At 37.0% G+C, this 23359-nt stretch carries 18 protein-coding genes and 1 CRISPR repeat array; all 18 genes read left to right on the top strand.

Translation table 11 applies throughout. The annotated features are described in order from the left end of the window. Nucleotide 1 precedes the first annotated feature (1 nt). A CRISPR array of direct repeats spans nucleotides 2-1160; the repeat unit is 37 nt; unit sequence GTTCCAGTGACTGATCCACTAAAATAAGGATTGAAAC. A 308-nt stretch (nucleotides 1161-1468) separates the two neighbouring features. The 18 genes from C8C76_RS12845 to C8C76_RS12930 all read left to right on the top strand — a co-directional run bounded on the left by C8C76_RS12845 (nucleotide 1469) and on the right by C8C76_RS12930 (nucleotide 23253). Beyond that, nucleotides 1469-2335: an ADP-ribosylglycohydrolase family protein gene (locus C8C76_RS12845; protein ID WP_108142289.1), complete on the top strand. Its 867-nt coding sequence runs from the start codon at nucleotides 1469-1471 to the stop codon at nucleotides 2333-2335. 15 nt (nucleotides 2336-2350) lie between these two features. Next, nucleotides 2351-3004: an aspartate/glutamate racemase family protein gene (locus C8C76_RS12850; RefSeq protein WP_181248225.1), complete on the top strand. Its 654-nt coding sequence runs from the start codon at nucleotides 2351-2353 to the stop codon at nucleotides 3002-3004. Between the two features lie 190 nt (nucleotides 3005-3194). Further along, nucleotides 3195-4538: a phosphomannomutase/phosphoglucomutase gene (locus tag C8C76_RS12855; RefSeq protein WP_108142293.1), complete on the top strand. Its 1344-nt coding sequence runs from the start codon at nucleotides 3195-3197 to the stop codon at nucleotides 4536-4538. A 63-nt stretch (nucleotides 4539-4601) separates the two neighbouring features. Beyond that, nucleotides 4602-5387 carry a nitroreductase family protein gene (locus C8C76_RS12860; protein ID WP_108142295.1) on the top strand — a complete coding sequence of 262 codons (786 nt, stop codon included), beginning with the start codon at nucleotides 4602-4604 and terminating at the stop codon, nucleotides 5385-5387. 204 nt (nucleotides 5388-5591) lie between these two features. Then, a complete protein-coding gene (locus C8C76_RS12865) occupies nucleotides 5592-6266 on the top strand; it encodes a response regulator transcription factor (protein ID WP_108142297.1) in 675 nt (224 codons plus the stop codon). Beyond that, complete coding sequence (locus C8C76_RS12870) at nucleotides 6263-7672, top strand: sensor histidine kinase (protein ID WP_108142299.1); 1410 nt, start codon at nucleotides 6263-6265, stop codon at nucleotides 7670-7672. Before C8C76_RS12865 ends, C8C76_RS12870 begins: the two co-directional genes overlap by 4 nt. Nucleotides 7673-7734: 62 nt before the next feature. Continuing rightward, nucleotides 7735-8790 carry a TolC family protein gene (locus tag C8C76_RS12875; protein ID WP_108142301.1) on the top strand — a complete coding sequence of 352 codons (1056 nt, stop codon included), beginning with the start codon at nucleotides 7735-7737 and terminating at the stop codon, nucleotides 8788-8790. After that, nucleotides 8777-10225: a TolC family protein gene (locus C8C76_RS12880; protein WP_108142303.1), complete on the top strand. Its 1449-nt coding sequence runs from the start codon at nucleotides 8777-8779 to the stop codon at nucleotides 10223-10225. The genes C8C76_RS12875 and C8C76_RS12880 overlap by 14 nt, the downstream gene beginning before the upstream one ends. Beyond that, nucleotides 10225-11589 carry an efflux RND transporter periplasmic adaptor subunit gene (locus C8C76_RS12885; protein WP_108142305.1) on the top strand — a complete coding sequence of 455 codons (1365 nt, stop codon included), beginning with the start codon at nucleotides 10225-10227 and terminating at the stop codon, nucleotides 11587-11589. Before C8C76_RS12880 ends, C8C76_RS12885 begins: the two co-directional genes overlap by 1 nt. Next, entirely contained in the window at nucleotides 11589-14660 is a 3072-nt protein-coding gene (locus tag C8C76_RS12890; RefSeq protein WP_108142307.1) for an efflux RND transporter permease subunit, read from the top strand. The genes C8C76_RS12885 and C8C76_RS12890 overlap by 1 nt, the downstream gene beginning before the upstream one ends. 209 nt (nucleotides 14661-14869) lie before the next feature. Beyond that, a complete protein-coding gene (locus C8C76_RS12895; RefSeq protein ID WP_108142309.1) occupies nucleotides 14870-16006 on the top strand; it encodes an aldo/keto reductase in 1137 nt (378 codons plus the stop codon). 185 nt (nucleotides 16007-16191) lie between these two features. Next, on the top strand, nucleotides 16192-16569 hold the full coding sequence (locus C8C76_RS12900; RefSeq protein ID WP_208108994.1) for a GntR family transcriptional regulator: 378 nt from the start codon (nucleotides 16192-16194) through the stop codon (nucleotides 16567-16569). Further along, nucleotides 16562-17263 carry an ABC transporter ATP-binding protein gene (locus tag C8C76_RS12905; RefSeq protein WP_108142311.1) on the top strand — a complete coding sequence of 234 codons (702 nt, stop codon included), beginning with the start codon at nucleotides 16562-16564 and terminating at the stop codon, nucleotides 17261-17263. The genes C8C76_RS12900 and C8C76_RS12905 overlap by 8 nt, the downstream gene beginning before the upstream one ends. Then, nucleotides 17260-18021 carry a hypothetical protein gene (locus C8C76_RS12910; protein WP_108142313.1) on the top strand — a complete coding sequence of 254 codons (762 nt, stop codon included), beginning with the start codon at nucleotides 17260-17262 and terminating at the stop codon, nucleotides 18019-18021. The genes C8C76_RS12905 and C8C76_RS12910 overlap by 4 nt, the downstream gene beginning before the upstream one ends. A gap of 12 nt (nucleotides 18022-18033) precedes the next feature. Then, entirely contained in the window at nucleotides 18034-19176 is a 1143-nt protein-coding gene (locus tag C8C76_RS12915) for a DUF4097 family beta strand repeat-containing protein (RefSeq protein WP_108142315.1), read from the top strand. Nucleotides 19177-19236: 60 nt separating this feature from the next. Beyond that, nucleotides 19237-20130, top strand: a complete 894-nt coding sequence (locus tag C8C76_RS12920; protein WP_108142317.1) for a diacylglycerol/lipid kinase family protein — start codon at nucleotides 19237-19239, stop codon at nucleotides 20128-20130. A 170-nt stretch (nucleotides 20131-20300) separates the two neighbouring features. After that, nucleotides 20301-21593 carry an ABC transporter substrate-binding protein gene (locus C8C76_RS12925; protein ID WP_108142319.1) on the top strand — a complete coding sequence of 431 codons (1293 nt, stop codon included), beginning with the start codon at nucleotides 20301-20303 and terminating at the stop codon, nucleotides 21591-21593. A gap of 1 nt (nucleotide 21594) precedes the next feature. Further along, nucleotides 21595-23253, top strand: a complete 1659-nt coding sequence (locus C8C76_RS12930; RefSeq protein WP_108142321.1) for a glycoside hydrolase family 10 protein — start codon at nucleotides 21595-21597, stop codon at nucleotides 23251-23253. The last annotated feature ends 106 nt before the right edge of the window (nucleotides 23254-23359 follow it).

The raw sequence follows: 23359 nt of genomic DNA on the forward strand, positions 1-23359 counted from the left end.
AGTTCCAGTGACTGATCCACTAAAATAAGGATTGAAACTAAGTACTTATTGTATTCCATTTAAGGTCTTAAGGGTTCCAGTGACTGATCCACTAAAATAAGGATTGAAACACGTTACCGTCCAGGAGAGTACCAACATCAGCCATGTTCCAGTGACTGATCCACTAAAATAAGGATTGAAACTCTCCTACCATAGCTTTTGGCCAGGCAACAATATTAGTTCCAGTGACTGATCCACTAAAATAAGGATTGAAACTTTGTAAAAGTTTCAGCTTGATCACCAGTTAAAGCTGTTCCAGTGACTGATCCACTAAAATAAGGATTGAAACTTACTGGAACAAATTTTTTGAGCATACATTTATAAGTTCCAGTGACTGATCCACTAAAATAAGGATTGAAACTCCGCACATATTTCCAAAAAGTTGATGATCCCACAGTTCCAGTGACTGATCCACTAAAATAAGGATTGAAACTTATAGAGGAGGAGGAAGATAATGAACTACAAGAAGTTCCAGTGACTGATCCACTAAAATAAGGATTGAAACTAAGTACTTATTGTATTCCATTTAAGGTCTTAAGGGTTCCAGTGACTGATCCACTAAAATAAGGATTGAAACACGTTACCGTCCAGGAGAGTACCAACATCAGCCATGTTCCAGTGACTGATCCACTAAAATAAGGATTGAAACAAGCAGGTGTTGAATTAACATCAACCCCAAATTGGTTCCAGTGACTGATCCACTAAAATAAGGATTGAAACTATTCATTATTCCGTCTTCATCAGTCAGACCGTCTAGTTCCAGTGACTGATCCACTAAAATAAGGATTGAAACAATAATCTGCGTCATAAACTTCATTTTCATAAAAAGCCCGTTCCAGTGACTGATCCACTAAAATAAGGATTGAAACGCCATTGGTTCAGTATATTCCTTAATAATTCCTGAAGTTCCAATGAGTATATTCCTTAATAATTCCTGAAGTTCCAATGACTGATCCACTAGAATAAGGATTGAAACGCTACAAAAGGAGCGATCTGTCGTCCTCCTTTTCTGTTTCAATGATTGATCCACTAGAATAAGGATTGAAACTTGGACCGTTCTTCTGTTTCTGTAGCATTTTGCTGCGTTCCAGTGACTGATCCACTAAAATAAGGATTGAAACGCTGCACTTAATATACTTAACCCTAGCTTTGATGCAGTCATAACTGCAGATCCACTAAAATAAGGATTGAAACACAAACTGGTTAGAGTATTATAGCTGCATATTTCCATTCATAACTGCAAATCCATTAAAATAAGGATTGAAATATATAAGCCATTATTATCAGCTCTTCTTATTTGTTTGTCATTATTACTGATCCACTAAAACAAGGATAGAAACCAAATGTGTAATCAATTTAATTTTATTCAAATTTTAGATTGCATATAATTAAATCAGAAAATAATCAGATTTCAATTGGAGGGATAATCATGCTAAATAAAAGAAAAGATTTAATAAAAGCAGTCTTTATCGCAGACGCACTCTCATTCGGTTCCCACTGGGTTTACAGCACAGATAAATTACAAGAAGAATACAGCGGTATAATTGACGAATACAGATCTCCAATGGCTAAATTCCATCAGGGTAAAGAAGCCGGAGATTTATCTCACTATGGAGAACAGGCCTTTGCTTTACTGCAGTCTATATCGGATAATCAGGGCTTTGATTTAAAGAAGTTTAGAGATGACTGGGTTGATTATCTTGAAAATAATGAGATGTACATGGATAATGCAATGCAGGATTCGCTGGAAAAATTCAGAGATTCAAATACCCTAGTCGGAGCAGAAAATCATGAACTGGGAGGTATTGCCCGCAGTCTGCCTTTATTTTTAGAAGCGGATATTACTGAACAGGATTTTCTGGACCTGATTCATTTAACTCATAATGCAGAAGTTGTTGACCAGACAGGAAAATTTGTTTTTAGAGTAATAAAGGAAGTACTGGCAGGTAAAGACTATAAAAAAGCAATCGAAGACAGTAAAGATTTAAATCAGTTCACTGCAGAGAGTTTTGAAAAAATAGGAAGCAAAGACAATATTGTAGCCAGTGCAGATGAGCGAGGTCAGGGCTGTTCGATCGAGCAGGGCTTTCCGATTGTGCTGGATGTTTTGTGGAATGCTGATAATCTTCTGGAAGCACTGACCATTAACATTATGGCTGGAGGAGATACTTCCGCCAGAGCCATGGTAATTGCTGCAGTAATGGCAGCAGCTGAGGGACTGGATTCCATCCCCGAAAAACTAATAACTGGCTTTAATAAATCTCAGTCTGTAAGTGAATTGCTCACAGAAATATAAAAGGAGCTGATAAATGTGGCAAAAATTGCTTTAATCCATACAACACCGGTAACAGTAGATTCTTTAAATAAACTGCTAAAAGAAAAAGAGCCGGAAATTGAAAATATAAATATCGTAGATGATTCAATTCTACCTGAATTAATAAATAATCAGGCAGATATTTCTCTAGTAGAAGAAAGAGTAAAATATTATATTCAGGTTGCTGCTGATCAGGGAGCAGACTTAATTATGAGTGCCTGTTCTTCAATTGGAGAAATTTTTGACAGGGAAAATGAAAATTATAAGCAGCCATTGCTGCGGATTGACTCGGCAATGGCGGAAAAAGCAGTAAAAAATGCAGAAAAAATTGGAGTGGCAGCAACCTTAGCGACTACTCTTAAACCAAGCACAGAACTGATAAAAAAGAAGGCAGCTGCCAGAAATAAAGAAGTAGAAATCAAGACTGCACTTGCTGATTCTGCCTATCAAAAATTAATGGAAGGCAGTCAGGCTGAGCATGACAGACTTCTGGCGGAAAAATTAAAAGAACTGGCTGTAGAAGTAGAGGTAGTAGTTCTGGCCCAGGCATCAATGGCCAGAGCAGTTTCAATTTTACCTGCTGAAGAGCAGAATAAGTTTTTAACCAGCCCTGAATTAGGGATCCAAAAGGCTCTGGAATCTCTTAAATAAATTCTGGAAATCTGCTAATAACTTTTTGACCAGTGAAGAACAGTCTCAAAGCTGTTCTTTTTTTCTTTCAAACAAGGAAAAATCTGATAAACATAGAATATATATAATAGATAGAATTATCACTTAATGATAGATTTACTGTCAAAATATGTTATAATAAAAATACAGAAATTATTAGGGAGGCGGTATTTTGAAAGCTTTTAAGGCATATGATATTAGAGGAGTTTATAATAAGGATTTTGATAAAGAGGATGTCTACAAAATAGGTTATTTTCTGCCGAAACTGCTGGCAGCAGATAAGGTTTTAGTTGGCTATGATGATCGGGAGTCAACTCCAGAAGTTTTTGAAGCTCTGGCAGCCGGTATTACTGACCGGGGAGCAGATGTTTATAAGATTGGCTATGCAACTACTCCAATGGTCTATTACGGGACAGCCAAACACGGTTATAAGGCTTCAGTTATGATTACAGCTTCTCATAATCCACCTGAGTACAATGGGCTGAAGATTTCACGAGAAAATGCACTGCCGGTTGGCTATGATTCCGGACTTAAAGAACTGGAAGAAATGATCGAAAATGAGGAAGTTAAGCCGGTCGGTAAAAATAAAAAAGGTAATATTTTAGAACATGATTTGAAAGATGAATATATAGAGTTCCAGAAATCATATTTGCCTGATCTTTCCGAGCTGGATCTTTCGATAGATGTTTCAAATGGGATGGTGGCAATTTTAACTGATGCAATCTTTGGTGACCAGCCTCATTATCTCTATAATGAACTGGATGGAACTTTTCCCAATCATGAAGCAAATCCCCTGGAAGCTGAAAATAGAGAGGATTTAAAAGAACTACTTTTAGAAAAAGGTTCAGATTTAGGTCTGATCTTTGATGGAGATGGCGACCGGGTAATGTTTTTAGATGAAAAAGGGAATTTTATTTCTCCTGATTTAATTGTTGCCTTACTGGCAGAATATTATATTAATGCAGGCAAGGGTAAAAATGTTCTGTATGACATTAGAACCTCCTGGTCAGTTAAGGAACATATAGAAGAACTCGGTGGAAAGACACATATGTGGAAGGTAGGTCATGCCTATGCCAAGCTTAAGCTTAGAGAAATAGATGGTATCTGTGGAGGTGAATTAGCCGGACACTATTATTATAAAGACTTTTTCTACTGTGATTCGGGAATGCTGACTGCTCTGGTTGTGCTCAATGTGGCTGCCAGACTTAAAAAGGAAGGTAAAGCTATTTCAGAATATATAGCTGAACTGGATAAATATGCGACTTCCGGAGAGGTTAACTTTAAGATTGAAAATAAAAAAGAAGTAATGGAAGACTTAAAAGATTATTTCTTTGCTCAGAGAAAACCGGAGGAATTTTATGATTTTGATGGCTACCGCTTAGAATATAAAGACTGGTGGTTTAATGTTCGACCATCCAATACTGAGCCCTATTTACGACTTGTTGTAGAAGCTAAAAACCAGGAATTACTGGATGAAAAAATGACAGAAATCAGAGAAGTTATGGCAGTAGAATAAACGCAGATTGGGAATTTAGTTTTGGAATTAAAAAGAGACTTCTTTTAGAAAGGAGCGGGTCCTATGGATATTCCTGTTAAAAAGTGGTATGAGGCTGTGCAGACTCGTTATTCTCAACAAAAGTATATGACAAAGGAGATTAAACCCTTTACTTTAAAATCGCTGGAAAAAAAGATAGCGGAGTTGAATCAAATTTACCCGGAAGTTAGGATAGAAATTTTCAAAAAATCAATTAAAGAAATTCTGCCTGCTTTACAGGGTAAATACGGTAATTTTACCGATTCACCGGCTTTCATGGCCTTTGTAATTAATGATAATGGAGAGCACCGCTGGACAAAGATGGGCTATATTGGTGAAGCTGCTATTTTAGAAGCCACCGCTCTGGGGCTTGGAACCTGCTGGGTTGGTGCCCGTTATGTTCCCGAAAGATCCAGAGTTAAACTCAATTTAAAAAGAGGAGAGCGGCTGGTAGCGGTCAGTCCAATTGGATACTCATCTGAAAATTATAATCTGACCAGACATTTTATTTCTAAACTCTTTCCTCATCGGGACCGAAAAAGTGTTAAAGAGCTCTGTCCTGATGGTTATGATCCAGACTGGCCGGGCTGGGTAAAAAATGCAATTAAACTTGGGAGTTATGCTCCTTCCAGACTGAACAGACAGCCCTGGCGTTTTTATTATGGAGACAAAAAACTTGTTGTTGACTGTAAGGGTGAGCCTTCTGCATATAAAAGGTTAGAGTGTGGAATTGCACTGCTCCACTTAGAGATAGGTGCCCTTGATGGAGGTACTTCCGGCAAGATTGAATTTGGCGGACTTGGACTTGCTTCTTTTGTTAGTGAAAGTTGAATTAAATAATTATAACTAATATTTTTCTGGCCGCAGATTAATTTCTGCGGTTTTTTCATAATTTCACATATTTATTTGCTAAAGATTTGACTTTTATAATTTATAATAAGGCTACAGAGATAATTATTTTGAGCTTTAGCGGATTTGAATTTAATAATTTTTTATTATTACTTAACTTTTTGTGGCATGGACTGGGAGGAAAAAATGAGCTATAAAATTTACTTGGTTGAAGATGATCAGAATTTAAATGATATTTTAAGTTCTTATTTAAAAAAAGAGGGTTGGGAAGTAAAAACTTTTCTTAAGGGCGAAACGGCAAGAGAAAAAATTACTGCTGAACCTGATCTCTGGATTTTAGATATTATGCTGCCCGATATAGATGGATTTCAGTTGATTTCAGAGATAAAAAAACAAAATGACAATACTCCTGTAATCTTTATTTCTGCTCGTGATGCTGATTTAGATCGAATAATAGGGCTGGAAAAAGGAAGTGACGATTATTTGGCCAAACCTTTTTCTCCCCGGGAACTGGTGATCAGAGTAAAAAATCTTTTAAAAAGGGTCTATGGAAAAAAAGATGAAGAGCAGAGCTATAGTTATGCGGGCTATTTGATTGATTTTAAGGGAAGAAGAGTGGTAAAAAAAGAGGAAAATAGGGATATTGAGCTGACGGCAAAAGAATTTGATTTACTTGGATTTCTTTTTGATAATCTTCAAAATGCTCTCAGCAGAGAACAGATTATTAAAAATGTCTGGGGAGATAATTATTATGGTTCAGACCGAGTTGTAGATGATCTGGTTAGAAGGCTTCGCAAAAAATTGCCGGAAGCTAAAATCGAAACTGTTTACGGTCACGGCTACAGGATGGTGAAGCAGTGAATAAAATTCTGGCAAAAATCAAAAATAAACCGCTTTCTTTTCAAATCTGGCTGATAACCGGGGCAGTTTTAACTATTGCTCTGCTTTTATATTCACTTTCCCTTCCTTTTATTTTGCGCTCGATAATTATTTCCGAAAAACATGACCGGCTGGAGGAAACTCAGGCCTTTATTATTGAAGAAGGACATTTTGATGATCTAAACCAGGGAGAGGCTCCTGAAGGATTTTCTTTTCCCAAAAACGAAAGTAATAATGACGGCCCTCCAATCAAGTTTTCGCGGGTCCCCCGCCACTTTATCATCAATCAGGATGGTGAAATTACTGATAATGATAATTTAAATATTGCCGAAAAAATTAAGGAAGATATTTTTAGATCTGAAAATCCAGCGAGTCGTTCTGAGCTTAAAATAGACAGTAATGAGGTTATTTACTATGTTTTTCAGGAACTGGATGCTGCCGGAGAAGAAAAGTATATTGTTTCCTATTTAAGAAGCCGCTACAGCGACAGTCTTTTTAGTGAATTTTTTATTCGCCTGATAATTTCGCTGCTCGTCTTTTTATTTTTAGCCTGGCTGATTTCTATTTTTGTAGCGCGTTATCTAACTAAATCACTGCAGGTAATTAAAATGCAGGTCAAAAAAATAGCAAATCGGGAATGGGATCAGCCCCTAGAGATTGACCGCAAAGATGAAATTGGGGAGCTGGCAAATACAATCGAGTGGCTCAGACAGCAGCTGGTCGAAAGAGATGAAAAACAGCAGGAATTTATTCAGCAGATTTCACATGAGATTAAAACTCCAATTATGGTTTTGAGATCCTATGTTCAGTCGATGCAGGACGGTATCTATCCCCGTGGAGATCTGCAGGGAAGTCTGGAAGCTATGGAAGCAGAAAGTTATAAGATGGAGAAAAGAGTTAAAACTCTAATTGATATCAGTAAAATGGATTATTTAAGCAGACAGAATTTAAAATTAGAAGCAGTAAATATTGACAAATTACTGGAAAAGAAACTGGAAAAATTAAGCTGGCGGCGCAGAGATGTCAGCTGGTCTTTGATCTCAGATAATATGAAGCTAAAAGCAGATAAAGAAAAATTAGAAGTGATTGTAGAAAATATTATCGATAATCAGTTTAAATATGCTGCTGAGAAAATTAAGATTTCTTCAAAAAAAATAAAAAAAGAAGGAAAGCCCATAATCCAGCTTAGATTCTGGAATGATGGAATAGAAATTGACAGTTCAGAGCTCAAAAAAATCTTTGATAAATTTAAAAAAGGTGATGATGGTGAATATGGCCTCGGACTTGCAATTTCAAAAGTTCTGGTAGAATTACATGGTGGAGAAATTTGGGCTGCTAATGAAGACGGTGGGGCAGCATTTTATATAAATTTTTGTGAAGAATTATAGAAGAAACCTAAGGTTTATAAAATATATAATGATATTACAGCAACTTTAAAAGGAGGAAGAAAATGAGGATCAGAAAATTTAGTGTTTTAATGCTGCTATTACTGGTTATTTTTTCAGCACCTGTTAGTGCAGCAGAAGTTTTAAGTCTAAATCAGGCTTTAAATATAGCTGAAGAGGAAAATCTTGATTTAGAAATGGCAGAAATTGAATATCAAAAAGCGGAAATTAATCAGAAAAATTTAGAACTGCAGAATAAATATAATTTTACTGAGGTAAATAAACTGGAAATTAATAAAAGCTATTTGAGCACCGAAAAACGTTATCAGGATACTAGAGCCAGAATAATAAAATCTATTATTCAGCAGTATACCAATTTATGGTTAACTGAAAAGCAGATCGAGGCTCAAAGCCTGACAACTGAAGCAGAAGAAAGACTCTATAATGAAATGCAGGCCAGATATGAACTCTCACAGATCAGTCGTCTGGATTTGCTGGACCAGTCCAATACTTTTAATGAAGCTCAAAATAATCTGGAAAACTTAAAAAATAATTATCAGCAGAGTCTGCTGGAATTCAAAACTGCTTTAAATTTAAAGGATCAAGAGCTAAAAATTAAAGAACTGCCTGCACCTGAAATCTGGAATATTACTGAAGCTGAGGCAGTGAAAAAGGGTCTGGAAAATAGTAATGACTTAAAAATTGCCCAGCTTGATTATAAGCTGGCTGAAAAAGAATACGCAAAGAAAATAATCGATGCTTCAGATTCTGAACAAAAAATTGCCGGGCTGGACTTAAAATCAGCTGAACTTGCCCTCGAAAAAGCAGAAGAGGAATTAAAAAATAGTATCAGCAAAGCCCATTTGAAACTTAAACAGGCCGAAAAAAATATAGATTTACAGAAAAATAATCTGGAAAGAGCTGAAAGTCAGTTCAGTCAGGTTCAACGACAGTTTGAACTGGGCAGTGTTAATAAAACGACAGTAATTCAGTATCAGGCTTCTTTAGTTAATAGTGAATATCAGTTTAAAAACTCATATCTAAATTATTATCTGGCCAAAGAAGAATTAGCAGATTTATTAAATATGGAGCCAGGGGTGACAATAAATGCAGTTAATTAATATTAAAACGAAAAATTATTCAATTCATTTTATTACGGGTCTGTTTCTAATCTTATTTTCTCTATCCACTGCTGGCAGCACAGCAGCTGCGGAAATTTCGCTGAAAGAAGCCGTTGAACACGGCCTGGAAAACAATCTGGAAATCAGACAGCAGATAAATGCAGTTGAAAATGCCGAACGTCAGTTAAAAACTATTAGAGCTCAGCAGGGGTGGCAGATTGAAGTTTCAGCTAATTATAATGAAATTATTGATCAACCAGAAACTAATAGATTAAGCTCAGGAGTTACATCTCCTGGTGGTTCTCAGGAAGCTTCGGAGGGAGCTAATACTTCCCTATCAATAAGTAGAAATTTCAGCTCAGGTTTTAATTTATCTCAGACAGCCGAAGTTGATGATCAGGGAGATAGTGATTATACGGTAAATATTGCCTATCCTTTATTTAAGGGAGTACCAACTGAATCAGAAAAAGCCTATTATGAGCAGGAGCAGAAGCTGTTAGATGCTAAAAACAGTTTAAATTCACTGCTGGAAGAAAAGCTCTCAGCCTGGCTGGAAAATTTTCTTCAGCTGCAGCGGCTGGATAAAAGTCGAGAAAATGCCGAATTGCAGCTTCATACTGCAGAAAAAACTTTAGCAGAAAGTAAAAAATTATATTCAGATTCGCAGATTTCAGAGAGTGAATTAAAGACTGCGGAGTCAGATTTTATAGATGCTGAAAACAGCTTTTCTGAAATAAATAATCAGTTTAAAAATGCTCTTAAATCATTTAAACTTACTTTAGCTTTAAATGAAGGGACAGAGATCAATCTGGAAGCTGACGAATATTTAGAGGAAATCAAAGCTCAGCTTATTGATTATCAGCAGTATGATTTTGAAAAAATGTATCAGAGTTTAACTGCAGCTGATTATGACCTTAAATCTGCCGCAGTTAACTTAGAATTACAGAAAAAACAGCTGCAGTGGTTTGAGGATGAAGGCAGAGCTGAGATTAATTTAAATGGAAGCTATAATCATTCTGCGGAAGTTTCAACTATTGGAGTTAACTTTTCCTATGATCTCTTTGATGGAGGACAGCGCAAATTAAATGAGCAGAACTTGAGGTCCAGGCTGGAGCTGGCAGAAGATAATTATCAAAATTTAAAAGAAAATAAAAAAATAGGTCTGGAAAACCAGCTGAATAAAGTATTGACTGCTGAGAGAAGTCTAGAAAGCGCAGAGTTAAAGCTGGATAATGCAGAAAATAATTTAGAACTTGCTAGAGAGCAGCATCAGGCTGGTTTGATTACAGAAAAAGCCTATAACAAGCAGCAGCTGGCCTTTAAGCAGAGTCAGTTAAACTATCAGCAGGCAGCAGATAATTTATTTATTGAAAAATTGAATTTAACCATGCTTTTAAATAATCAATATCCAGATAAAAATAGAGGTGTAAAATAATGAAAAAATTTCTTAGAAAAAACAGAGTGCTTGCAGTAAGCTTAATTTTAATGGCAGTTATTTCAGCTGCAGCTTTAGGAAACGGATTTTATGACTTTTTTGTTACAAATGTCAGTGCACAGGGCCCAGGTGGGGGCGGTGGAATGGGCGGCGGCCAGGGAGCTGGAAACCCGGAAATGAGCAAGGAAGCTGCTGCTGAGGAGGAAACTGATAATGCAGCTGAAGCAGCGGCAGTCGAGGTAGCTGAGGTAAAAAAAGATAATTTTTACATTTATACTACTGTTAGTGCCGAATCAGAAGCATCTGAGGAAGTAATGCTCAGCCCCCGAATTCAGGAAATTGTAACAGAAGTAGCAGTTAATGTAGGAGACTCAGTAGAGGCAGGTGACAGGCTGATCAAGCTGGATTCCCGCAGTAATGAAATCAGCGTTATTCAGGCAGAAGCTTCTTTAAAAAGCGCAGAAGCCAATCTTCAGAAAGCTTTAAATGGGCCTCGAGAAGAAGAAATTTCCCGTCTGGAAGCTCAGCTTGAACAGGCAGAATCAGAATTAAAATTGAGAAGAGAAAATTATGAGCGGCAGCAGGAATTATTTGAAGAAGGCTATTTATCTCAGGAAGAGATAGACCAGGCAAATAACCAGCTGGTTGCTGCTCAGAGCAGTTACCAATCTGCTCTTAAGAATCTGGAGATGACCAAAGCCGGGGCAACTAAAGAAGAAATAGCCCAGCTTGAATCTCAGGTAACTCAGGCTGAAGCAGCTTTAGAATCTGCAGAATTAAAATTATCTTATACAGAGATTAATTCCCCTATTGCTGGTATAGTAACTGAAATTAATGCTCAAAGAAGTGAGCTTTTAAGTGGGAACTCTGCAGCTGTGGTAAGTAATATTGATAAAATCAAATTAACTGCCTATATCAGCGAAAATAATATTAATAGTCTGCAGGCTGGAGATCAGGTTATTGTTAATTTTACAGCAATTGAAGCTGATTTTACCGGTCGAATTAAAAGTATCTCTCCCAGAACAGCAGCCAACAGACGCAGTTTTCCGGTAGAAATAATAGTAGATAATCCCGATAATATTATTAAAGCAGGGATGACTTCTCAGGTTTCAATTCCAATTGACAGAGCAGCTGATTCGATAATTATTCCTCAGAATGCACTTTTAGAAGACAGCAGCGGCTACTATGCCTTTGTTGCTAAAGCTGGGAAAGTAGAAAAAAGAAAGCTGGAAATTAGCCTGGAAAGTGAAAATAATGCTGCAGTGAGCTCAGGCCTTGCAGCTGGCGAAAAGGTTGTAACCCTGGGTAAAGAAGAATTAAGTGATGGGGACAGTATTCAGGTTGTTAATCGGGGGGATAACTAATGAAAATCTCCGATATATCAGTAAATAGACCGGTTACAATTACAATGTTAATCCTGGCAGTTATTTTAATTGGAGGAATAGCCTTAACCAGGCTGCCGATGGATTTAACTCCTGAAATGGAAATGCCATTTTTAATGATTAGAACCTCCTACAGTGGAGCAACTCCAGAAGAAGTAGAAGAACTTGTGACCAGACCGGTCGAATCATCTGTGGCTACAATTGATGGTTTGAGTAATTTAAACTCAACCAGCAGTGAAGGCAGCTCAATGGTTTTTCTGGAATTTGATTACGGGACTAATTTAACAGAAGCAAAAAATGATCTCAGAGATTTGATTTCTCGGATCGAGGCCAGGCTGCCCGATGGAGCAGATGAACCGCGAATAATGAATTTTGATCCCAATGCCCAACCGATTATGCAGCTATCTGTTGCTGGAGGTTCAGCAGTTGAATTAAAAAAGATTGCTGAAGATACAATTCAGCCCCGACTGGAAAAAATAGTTGGAGTGGCTTCTGCTGAGGTCTCTGGTGGAAGAAGTAGAGAAATCAGAATCAATGCAGACCAGGAACAGCTTGCAGCCTATAATCTCAATTTAAATCAGATAGCTGCTGCAGTAAGAGCCAGCAATCAGTCCGGTGGTTTAGGCACAGTAATGGTTGGAAATGAAGAAATTTCTGTTCGTGCCCTGGGAGAATTTGAAGATTTCAGTGATCTAGAAAAAATTGAAATCACAACAGCAGCAGGGGATAAAGTCCCGCTGACCTTACTGGCTGATTTAGAAGATGGTTATCAGGAAGTAAACAGCATCAGTTATTTAAATGGACAAGAGAGTATAGGACTTTCAATTCAAAAACAGGGTGACAGCAATACTGTTACAGTTGCTGAAGAAGTTAAATCAGCTGTGGCAGAACTAAGAGAAGAAATGCCCGGGATAGATATTCAAATTACAAGTAACAATGCTCAATATATTGAGGATTCTATCGACTCAGTACTCCAGAACTTTATTATAGGTGGTATTCTGGCAGTAATTATTCTCTTTTTATTTCTGCGCAACTTCAGCAGTACTATTGTAATTGCAACAGCAATTCCGATTTCCGTACTGGCAACCTTTGCCCTGATGTATTTTGCAGATTTGAGTTTAAATCTAATTACCCTCGGTGGTATAGCACTTGGAGTTGGAATGCTGGTTGATAACTCAATTGTTGTCTTAGAAAATATTTATCGGCATCGAGCTCTGGGAGTAGGCCGCCTGGATGCAGCAAAAGAAGGAGCTACAGAAGTTGCAACAGCTATCAGTGCTTCAACCCTGACTACAGTTGCAGTATTTATTCCAGTAATCTTTATTGAGGATCTGCTGGCACAAATATTTACTCCAATGGCTCTGACAGTAACCTTCTCACTGCTGGCATCACTATTTGTTGCTCTAACCTTTATTCCAATGTTATCTTCAAAGGCCCTGAAGGTTAGTGAAAACGAGTCAGATGAAAATGTTAAAAAGAAGCGTTATGTAAAATATTATCAGAATCTGCTCTCTAAATCACTCAGGCACAGATATAAAATAATTTCAGCCTTTGTTATTTTCTTTATTCTATTTGCAGCTGGACTGGCTGCAGATATAATTCCACTGGAAACTGAATATATGCCGGCCTCTGACCAGGGTTCAATCAGAGTTTTTGCCAATATGACAGGTAATTCAACTGTAGAGTTAAATAATGAGCTGGCTCAAAAACTCTATAACAGAATCGAAGATATCGAAGAAATTGATCTCTTAACCTCTCGGGTTAACAGTGGTCGGGTCAATATGACCGTAGAATTAATCCCACTGGAGGAGAGAGAAAAAGATGTAGCTGCAGTAGCAGAAGAGATAAGAAATAGAACCCGTAATATTCCGGGAGCCTCAGTTAATGTTTCCGCAATGACCTCAATGATGGGTGGAGGTGGAGGCGGAATGGGAGGAACCGCTGTTGAAGCTCAGATAAAAGGTCCGGATTTAGATACCCTACTAACTCTGGGGGAAAATGCTGAAAATCTAATAACAGAAATTGAAGGAATTCGAAATACTAATTTGAGTCTGGAAAAAGGAAATGAAGAAATCCATGTCAAAATCAATAAAACTCAGGCTCAAAATTACGGTTTTACTGACAGTGATATAATATCTTATGTCAATATGGCTTTAAGCGGCAGTACCATCAGTCAGCTAACTGAGTCAGGAGAAGAAATTGCTATAGTTCTTAAATTAAAAGATTCTGAAAGTACATCTTTAAGAAACTTAGAAAATATTAACCTCTTTGGTTCAAATGGGACAACAGTTCCGCTTTCTCAGCTGGCAGCAATTGAAGAAGGAAGAGGTTATTCTTCGATTGCCAGAGAAAATCAGCAGCGCTATATTTCCTTAAGTGCTGATATTTTTGAGCGTCCCTTAGGAGAGGTGCAGACAGAAGTTGAATCAGTAATGGATTCAGAGCTCAATCTGCCCTCAGGTTATACAATTAGCTATGGTGGAGAAGCTGAGGATATGGCAAGTTCATTTTCTCAGTTATTTATAGCAGCAATACTTGCAGTTGTCCTTGTTTACATGGTTATGGCTTCTCAATTTGAATCACTAATTCATCCTTTTGTCATTATGTTTACAGTGCCGCTTTCAGTTGTAGGAGCTGTACTGGGGCTGATAATCACAGATACAGCCTTAAGTGTTAATGGACTAATTGGTGCCATTATGCTGGTTGGAATTGTGGTTAATAATGCAATAGTGATGATCGATTATATTAATAACCGTAAAACTCAGATGAGCAGAAAAGAGGCAATTTTAGAAGCTGCTCCAATCAGACTGCGCCCTATTCTGATGACAACGCTAACAACAACTCTGGCCCTCGTTCCGCTTGCGCTTGGAATTGGTACTGGTGCTGAAACTCAACAGCCGATGGCGATTGTTGTAATCGGAGGTCTCTTATTTTCGACCATCTTAACTCTGATAATCATTCCGGTTGTTTATGATATTGTTGATGAAATAAGAAATAAATTTGTCAACTGGTTAAGAAAAATCGTTCATAAAGAAGAGGCTCTGGAAGAATAAAAGATAATAAATTAATCATTCTAATATCCCGGTTTTGCCGGGATATTTTTTTGCAGAGATTTAGATCTAAAGTTAATTTGATATAAATAATAAATTCACAATTAAATCAAAAAGGATTTAGTAAATCAATCTTGAATAATAATTAAAGAGGTAAATTAATAGAGATATAAAAGGAAATTCAATTTTAATTATTAATTGGGGGTAAAAAAATGCAGTACAGAAAGATGGGTAAACTTGATGTTGAAGTTTCAGCGCTTGGTTTTGGAGCAATGAGACTGCCAATCAATGGAGACGATTCTTCCAACATTGATGAAGAAGAAGCTATTAAAATGATTCGTTATGCAATTGATAATGGGGTTAATTATGTAGATACAGCCTGGCCCTATCATCAGGGGGAAAGCGAAAATGTTGTAGGTAAGGCCTTAAAAGACGGCTACAGAGATAAAACTTACCTGGCAACTAAATTACCAATCTGGGAAGTCGAAGAAGAAGCAGATCTGGATAAGTATCTGGATAAACAGCTGGAAAAGCTGCAGGTAGAAAAAGTTGATTTCTATCTTTTACATGCCTTAAATGCAGAGCGCTGGCAGAAGATTAAAGATTTAGATATCATTGAATGGGGAGAAAAGAAAAAAGAAGAAGGTAAGATTGAATATCTCGGCTTTTCTTTCCATGACAGCCATGATGTATTTAATGAAATTTTAGACGGCCATGACTGGGATTTCTGTCAGATTCAGTATAATTATCTTGATACAGAATATCAGGCAGGTATGGCTGGCCTTAAAAAAGCATATGATAAAGGTACAGCAGTTGTAATTATGGAACCTATTCGCGGCGGCTGGTTGGCCCAGGAACCACCAAAAGCAGCCAGAGAATTATTCGAATCTGAAAATGAAGAGAGAACTCCAGTCGAATGGGCTTTACACTGGATCTGGTCTCAAAAGGAGCCGGGAGTAGTTTTAAGTGGAATGAGCAATATGCAGCAGCTTAAAGAAAATCTGGAGACTGCTTCTGAGTCAGAAGTTGGTCTTTTAACTGAGTCCGAGTTTGAAATGATGGAAAAGGCAGCTGAAGAGATGCGGGGTCCAATTACCTGTACCCGCTGTGAATACTGTCTGCCCTGTCCTGAAGGAGTTAATATTCCCGAAAACTTCTTTAAATTCAATCAGGCCAAATTGCTTGACAAAGGTGAAAAAATGGCTGAAGAATATTATGAGATGGATGAAACAGCGAGAGCAAGCAACTGTGTTGAATGTGGGCAGTGTGAGCCTCAGTGTCCTCAGAACTTAGATATAATTGACTTATTAAAAGAAGTTGATAAATATTTTGCTGATTTAGCTTCTTAAAAAATTAAATTTTAAAATGTTAATGTTAATGGTACCGGGTACCTGGATAAAATCTCCAGGTACCCGGTACCATTTTTTTTTAACAAATTTTCAAAAAAGACTTGACAAAGAAAATTAATAGGATTATACTATGAGTGTACCAGTTAACTAGTGCACTATTAAATTTGGTTGGAAGGAGGGAAGATATGGATATTGATTTCAACGCAGCCTATCCAATTTATGAGCAGGTAATAGAAGAGATAAAAAAGGAACTGGTTAGAGGTGAGCTGAGACCGGGCGAAAAATTGCCTTCACAGCGTAAACTGGCCAAAAAAATAGAAGTAAACCCCAACACTGTTCAGCGAGCTTACAGGGAGATGGAGCAGCGGGGACTTGTGGAAACAAAAAGAGGAAGAGGGACTTTTATAAAGGATGATGATCAGGTGATGATAGAAATACGAAAAGATATGGCAGAAACAGCAGTTAAGGAATTTATAGATGAGATGATTTCACTCGGCTTCAAGCAGGATGATATTGTCGAAAAGATAAATGATAATTTAAAGAGGAGGGACCAGGATGAATGAAAATATAATTGAAATTAAAGGATTAAAAAAGAAATTTCCTGGAGTTCAGGCACTCAAAGGAATTGACCTCAAGATACCGGCCGGAATGATCACCGGGATTGTAGGACCAAACGGCAGTGGTAAATCAACAATGCTTAAAATAATTTCTGGCTTAATTGTTAAAGACAGCGGTCAGATTGTAATTAATCGCAAAAATAAAGAGCAGCATTTGATGCAGGATATCGCTTTTTTACCTGAGATCAATCATCTTTATAAATGGATGACTATTGCCGAGATGATTAAATTTCATGAAGAGCAGTACAGTGATTTTTCTGCTGCTAAGGCGGAGGAACTTCTAAAATTTATGAATCTTAAACTGGAGCAGAAAATCAACAACCTTTCTAAAGGAATGGTTGCCAGGCTAAAGCTGGTTTTAGTTTTAAGCCGCAGTGCTGAAGTCGTTATTTTAGATGAACCTCTGGCAGGAATTGATCCGGCTTCCAGAGAGAGAATCTTAGAAACATTAATTGGAGAGTTTGACAGTGAAAATCAGACGATTATTCTGGCTACTCATGAGATAATCGAGGCAGAAAGATATTTAGACCATGTAATTTTTATCGAAAACGGTGAACTCTTACTATCTGCAAATGCTGATGATCTAAGAGCAGAAAAGGGTAAGTCTATTAGAGAACTAATCGGGGAGGTATTTGAATGAAAAGTCTAATTTCCTTAATCAAAAAAGAAGTCAGACAGTTAAATATTTTAATTATAGTTTCAACACTAATTATTGCTGCCTGGGAATGGTTTTTAATCACCAGGACTGAAAATTGGCCGCAGGGGTTGAGCTTTGGACTCGGTTTTATCCCTCTCTTTTTTATGCCGCTGATTATGCTTTTTCTGGCCTATAACTCATACCGCAGTGAGTGGGGAGCAAACACAATTTATCTTTTAAAGATTCTTCCCCGCCGAGGTTATGAAATTAATTTTGCCAAAGTATTTCCGGCCTTTGCTTATTATCTAATTTTAAGTGGTGCTCTGATTTTAGTTAACCTATATTTTCACCAGGGTTTTTTGGAACAAGCATTTCGTCAGGCTCCGGAAATGCTGGGGAGAGAAGTATTCAGTGAATTTCTGCTTCTTGCTTATCTCTCTTATTTAATAACTGGAATCCAGATTTATCTGATAACCCAGTTTTCTTACCTGGTGGCCACATTTTTTAACCGTTTTAGGCTTTTAATCAGTATTCTGGTCTTTATTTTGAGTCATTATTTGATTTTAAGAATTGGAGGCTTTTTAAACTACCTCTTTAACTGGCTGCCGGATTTTCCACTATCAATTTTTACAGAAACCCCGGCTGGAGTTAGTGAAACGACAATTTATATTGGCTCTGCACCATTTATGGTAATAGCAGTTATTATGATTGGGCTTTTTTTCTTAAATTCCCGGTTGCTTGCTTCTGATGTCGATGTTTAAAAGGAGGAAAAAATGAGTAGAAAACAATTTGTAACTTATCTTTTAATAATCTTAACTCTGGTAATGATTGTTGATATCAGATATGTACGCTCTGATAATCATTTATTTGAAGGATTTATTACCGAATCAATTGAAGAATTGATTGAAATGGAAGGTGCTGTTTTTCAGAATAATTTTGACAGTGACAGTATTAAGGCAGAAAAGGATGGAACTTTAAATTTAGGAGCCGAATTTCTGGCTGAAAATGAAGAGCTGAGCAGTTTTTACCTAAAAAACGATTTTGGCAGTATCGATCTTAGAGGAACTGATAATCAGGAAATAACTATTGATTATACTCTCAAGGTTCACGCTGAGGATACCGAGGCAGCAGAAGAATTTATCAAAGATTTAGAAGTGATTTATAATCTTGAAGGTGAAGAAATTCAAATAGCTTTAAATAAGAGTCAGACTGCTACTCCGGATTTAATCAATGTGGTAGAAATTGATTATCAGATCAGTGTTCCGAGAGAGTTAAAAGCTGAACTAAGCAATAAATACGGCAGCTTAAATGTTGCTGAATTAGAGTCTGAATTAGAGGCCAGCAACCGCTACGGCAGTACAGATATTGATAAAATTAACGGTCCAGCGGTAGTTAGTTTAGATTATGGAGAGGCTGAAATTAGTAATCTTGGTTCTAGTCTGGATTTAGAAACAGCCTATACAGAAAATACTGTTCGCAATATAGCTGGGGAATTCCAACTGGAGAGTGCTTATGGGTTTAACAGGCTTGAAAACATTGAATCTGATTTAATAATCGACAGCCGCTATGGTGGTGCAGAAATCAGCCGGGCTAAAGATGTAGAGGTCAACAGCCGCTATACAGGTTTTAGTTTTGAAGATATCAGCGGTAAAATAACTGCAGATATAGAATACGGTGATTTGAGATTAAGAAATATTTCTGATCTGGATTTAGAGCTCCGCTATGCAGACTGTACTATCGAAAGACTCAGAGATTATGAATTATATAATTATGACCTCAGGGTAGAGTATGGTAATATAGAGGCCGATTTAGGTGGAGTGAATTATGATAATCAGGAAGAATTAAGCTATCAGGGAGCTGAGGCTGAATATGAGATTTTGATTCGTTCCGAATATGGTGATATTGAGATCAGATAGTTTTTGTTCTTATCAGGCAGTTTATGATATAATTAAACTGCCTGATAGGAGTTGATTAAATTGTTAAATAAAAAAGTTAAATTAATTTATAATCCGGCAGCTGGAGACAGATCTTTTAATTCTTATCTGGATAAGTTTTTAGAGAAATTTCAGGCTGCCGGTTTTAAGGTAGATATTTACCGCAGTATGGAGCCGGGAGATTTTGGGATTGGTCTGGAAAATATTGACGAGAGTTTTGAAGCGGTAATTGTTGCCGGAGGAGATGGTTCTGCCAGCGAAATGGTTGATCTGATGCAGAAAAATAAAATTGATCTACCACTGGGTATTATTCCAGCAGGAACTGCCAATGATTTTGCTTCTTTTCTCGGGATGACTCAAAATATTGAAAACAGTGTTAAAAGAATTTTAGACTGGAAAGTCAAAGAAATTGATGTCGGCCGGGTTAATGGCCGCTATTTTTTAAATGTCTGTGTTGGCGGAATTATTTCACAGATTGCCCATGGAACTGAAACCGAAATGAAAAATAGACTGGGCAAAGTAGCTTATTATCTGCAGGGATTAAAAGAATTGCCCAATATTAGATCAATGCAGCTTGAAATTGAAACTTCTCAGAAAAAAATTGAGGGGGATTTTTTAGGTTTTTTTGTTTTTAACAGTAAAGATGCCGGTGGTTTTAAAAATGTTGCCAAACTGGCCTCAATTGATGACGGCTTATTTGACCTTTTAGCAGTTAAGACCGGTAATATTCTAAAACTGAGCTCAGCAGCAGCTGATCTATTTAATGGTAAGGAAATTAAAAATGAGAATTTGATTTATCTTCAGGATAATTATTTTAAAATCACCTTAAAAAACAGCAGCAAAGAGCAAAATTGTGATATTGATGGTGAAAAAGGACCCGCATTTCCCTTAGAAATTGAGCTGGTTCCTGCCGCTCAAAAAGTTTTTACAGCTTAATTAGTCCTGATGCAGGAAAAGAGCTTTAAACAGCTAATTATATACTAAGATAATCACATTTTGCCCTGCTGCCAGGTAAGAGCCTCTCTAATTGCACTTTGAGCTTGGAGAGGTTTTTGCCATTTAGGCAGGAAAAATTATTGAAACAGATTAGAAAAAGGAGAATTTAAATGTTAAAATGTCAAAAAATTTTTAAATTGAATAAAATAATCTTAGTTTTAATGATTATTTTTTTTACTGCTGCACCGATTCAGGCTCAGACTGAAAAAGAGATTGAATTCTGGACAATAAATTTAAAAAATAGTTATCAGAACTACTTTCTCAATAAAATTAGTCAGTACGAAGCAGATAACCCTGAAATAAAAATAATCTGGGAAGATATCAGTTTTTCTTCTATTAATCAGCAGCTTCGTTATCGAATAGCTGAAGGCAATGTACCGGAAGTGGTTAATTTATCACCTCAGTTAATGGCTTCACTGCTTAAAGCAGAGCTTTTATTTCCAATTTCAAGTTTAGATAAAAATTACAGCAGCAGTTATTATCCTTTATTATGGGAAAATGGCAGCTATCAGAATCAATATTATGCTTTTCCCTGGTATTTAAGCTCTAAATTAATGGTTTTTAATCAGGAAATTTTTAAAATTGCAGGACATAATCCAGCAGAAATTCCGGAAACTAAAACTGAATTATTTAATCTGGCTGAAAAAATAACCGAAAAGACTGGTGTCTACGGACTGATGCCCCAGATTAAAATTCAGCATGAATTTCTGGAAGCAGGGATAGATCTATTTAAAGTTGAAGCTGGACAGACTAAGGCTGCTTTTAACAATCAAAAGGCTGTTGAGATTATCAAAAATTATCAAAAACTGGCTGCAGAAGAAGTTATTCCAGCTGACAGTTTAAGTGCAGGCTTTAATATTGCCCTGGAGCGTTATCAGAATAATGATCTTGCTATTTTATTTACAGCCCCTCAATTCTTAAGCCAAATTGAATCAGAATCAGTTTATTTAAATGATGTGACAGCACTGGCAGCAGTTCCGACAGCAGCTGAAGGAGTTATTAATGCTGCTCTAATGAATCTGGTAATTCCTAAAGGAGCTGACCATAAAAGTGAGGTAGCCGACTTTGCCCATTTTATTACTTCAGCAGAGGCTCAGCAGGAATTTTCTCAGCTGGCTTCAGTGCTGCCTTCCGCGGTGATAGAGGAATCAGCTGAGTTTGAAACTGAAGAAATAATCCTGAGGAAAAAAGCAGAGGAATCATTAAGCAGCTCAGCTCAAAAAATATTAAGAAAACAGCTTCCGCGATATCAGGATTTAACCCTGGTACACCCCAGAGCTGATCAACTAATCAAAATCATGGAAGAACAGTTTGCCAAAGCTTTTGCCGGTAAAATTACAGCTGAAGCGGCTTTAAATATTATGGAAGAAAAATGGAATCAAATTTTAGCAGAGGTGGACTGAAATGAAAAAAAATAAATTTTCTATTGTGTTGCTTTTAATTATTATTATTCTGGCAGCTTTCTCTTCAGCTGAAGCTTATTATAAGCCTGAAGAATACAGAAAGTCATTATTAGCAATCAGAGATGTAGAAAGAATACTGGATAAACTGGAGGCAGATTTAAATCAGGCCCAAAATACTTTTAGAATAATTCCTGGAGACAAAATCACATCTGAACTGGAAGTTATAGATAACAGTTATCAGAAAATGATAAACAGCTATCAAAATCAAAATGACTCAGATGTTGAACTTGAGGCCCAAAAAATTAGTGCTCGGGGAAAAAAGCTCAGGCTTGAAATTATTGAATCTAAGCCTGTTCAGCTGCGGGCTTTCTGGCTGGACAGTGGGACTTTTGCAGAGCTGAAGGGGAGAGCAGGAGTGGAAGCTTTCCTTGATCAGGCAGCAGAGGCTAATTTTAATGCTATTTTTCCAGAAACTTTTTACAAAGGGATGACAGTTGTTCCCACCAGTGAGCTTATGGTTCAGGATCCAGGGTTTAAAAGCTGGCAGGAGGATCCTCTGCAGGTTTTAATAGAAGCAGCAGAAAAAAGAGGGATTGAAGTTCATGCCTGGGTCTGGGTCTTTAATGAAAATACAGCCGGTAAGCCGGGAAGAATATTAAGAGAAAATCCTGACTGGGCAAATAAAGATAAAACCGGCGAAATAGTTAGCTATCACAATTCGAGCTGGCTTTCTCCAGCTAATAGTGAAGTGAAAAAATATCTGCAGCAGAGGTATCAGTACCTGGTTAAAAATTATGATCTGGATGGAATTAACCTTGATTACATTCGTTTTCCGGAAGAATTCAGGGGCAGTTTTGGCTATGATAATTCTACAGTTGAGGCTTTTAAAGACAAACATAATTTAGACCCTTTTAAAATTGAAAGTGGGAGCCGGGATGCTGCTTTATGGAATCAGTTTAGAGAAAATTTGATCACGGAGATGGTCAGAGAGAGTTCTGAAATTCTGCGCCAGCTGGATCCTGAACTTTTAATTTCTGCTGATGTAATTCCTGGGAGAGAGGAAGCCCGCTTTAGAGCTCTGCAGAACTGGTCACTCTGGCTTGAAGAGGGGTATTTAGATTTTGTACTGCCGATGACATATACGGAAAATCTTTTCTCAGAATTGAACAGCTGGATCAAAGAGGATCGAGAAATAATCAAAAAACCTCTATATGCCGGTATTTCTGTTTTTAAACTTAGCTCTGCTCAGGTGGTTGAGCAGATGCGGGAGATAAATAAAATTAATCCAAATGGATTTTCTTTATTTGCAGCAGCACACCTAAAAAAGGAAGATTTTGAGAGCCTGGCAGCCGGGATATTTTCAAAAAAAGCAGTACTGCCCCATCAGAACAGAAAAGAATCTCTGGCAGAGATGCAGGATTTTATTCTTCAGAGGTTAAATATTATAAAAGAGGCAGGAAAAATTAATAATGATGATTTAATTAAAATTAGAAGATTTTTAAATCAGAAAGTCAGTCTGGAAACTGATACTTCAAATGCCGAGCAGGGGCTAACACTTTCTCAATTTTCAGCAGCAAATAATTTAAATATTTCTGCTGATGTAATGGAAATACTTGTTTCTGATTTTAATTACCTTGATAATATAATTAAGCTTTATTAAATCTTTAAAAATGAGGATTCTCGGCTAAAGCCAGAAAGTAACAGTCTAAAAAAGTAATAATTGTAATAAATAACTAAAATATTGAACTTTGAAAACTCCATACTGA

Source organism: Halanaerobium saccharolyticum, assembly GCF_003053565.1.
GTDB lineage: Bacteria > Bacillota > Halanaerobiia > Halanaerobiales > Halanaerobiaceae > Halanaerobium > Halanaerobium saccharolyticum_B.

Coding starts and splice junctions, on each gene's coding strand:
- C8C76_RS12845 (WP_108142289.1), top strand. CDS start 1,469: ATGCTAAATAAAAGAAAAGATTTAATAAAAGCAGTCTTTATCGCAGAC.
- C8C76_RS12860 (WP_108142295.1), top strand. CDS start 4,602: ATGGATATTCCTGTTAAAAAGTGGTATGAGGCTGTGCAGACTCGTTAT.
- C8C76_RS12865 (WP_108142297.1), top strand. CDS start 5,592: ATGAGCTATAAAATTTACTTGGTTGAAGATGATCAGAATTTAAATGAT.
- C8C76_RS12875 (WP_108142301.1), top strand. CDS start 7,735: ATGAGGATCAGAAAATTTAGTGTTTTAATGCTGCTATTACTGGTTATT.
- C8C76_RS12880 (WP_108142303.1), top strand. CDS start 8,777: ATGCAGTTAATTAATATTAAAACGAAAAATTATTCAATTCATTTTATT.
- C8C76_RS12885 (WP_108142305.1), top strand. CDS start 10,225: ATGAAAAAATTTCTTAGAAAAAACAGAGTGCTTGCAGTAAGCTTAATT.
- C8C76_RS12890 (WP_108142307.1), top strand. CDS start 11,589: ATGAAAATCTCCGATATATCAGTAAATAGACCGGTTACAATTACAATG.
- C8C76_RS12895 (WP_108142309.1), top strand. CDS start 14,870: ATGCAGTACAGAAAGATGGGTAAACTTGATGTTGAAGTTTCAGCGCTT.
- C8C76_RS12900 (WP_208108994.1), top strand. CDS start 16,192: ATGGATATTGATTTCAACGCAGCCTATCCAATTTATGAGCAGGTAATA.
- C8C76_RS12905 (WP_108142311.1), top strand. CDS start 16,562: ATGAATGAAAATATAATTGAAATTAAAGGATTAAAAAAGAAATTTCCT.
- C8C76_RS12910 (WP_108142313.1), top strand. CDS start 17,260: ATGAAAAGTCTAATTTCCTTAATCAAAAAAGAAGTCAGACAGTTAAAT.
- C8C76_RS12915 (WP_108142315.1), top strand. CDS start 18,034: ATGAGTAGAAAACAATTTGTAACTTATCTTTTAATAATCTTAACTCTG.
- C8C76_RS12925 (WP_108142319.1), top strand. CDS start 20,301: ATGTTAAAATGTCAAAAAATTTTTAAATTGAATAAAATAATCTTAGTT.
- C8C76_RS12930 (WP_108142321.1), top strand. CDS start 21,595: ATGAAAAAAAATAAATTTTCTATTGTGTTGCTTTTAATTATTATTATT.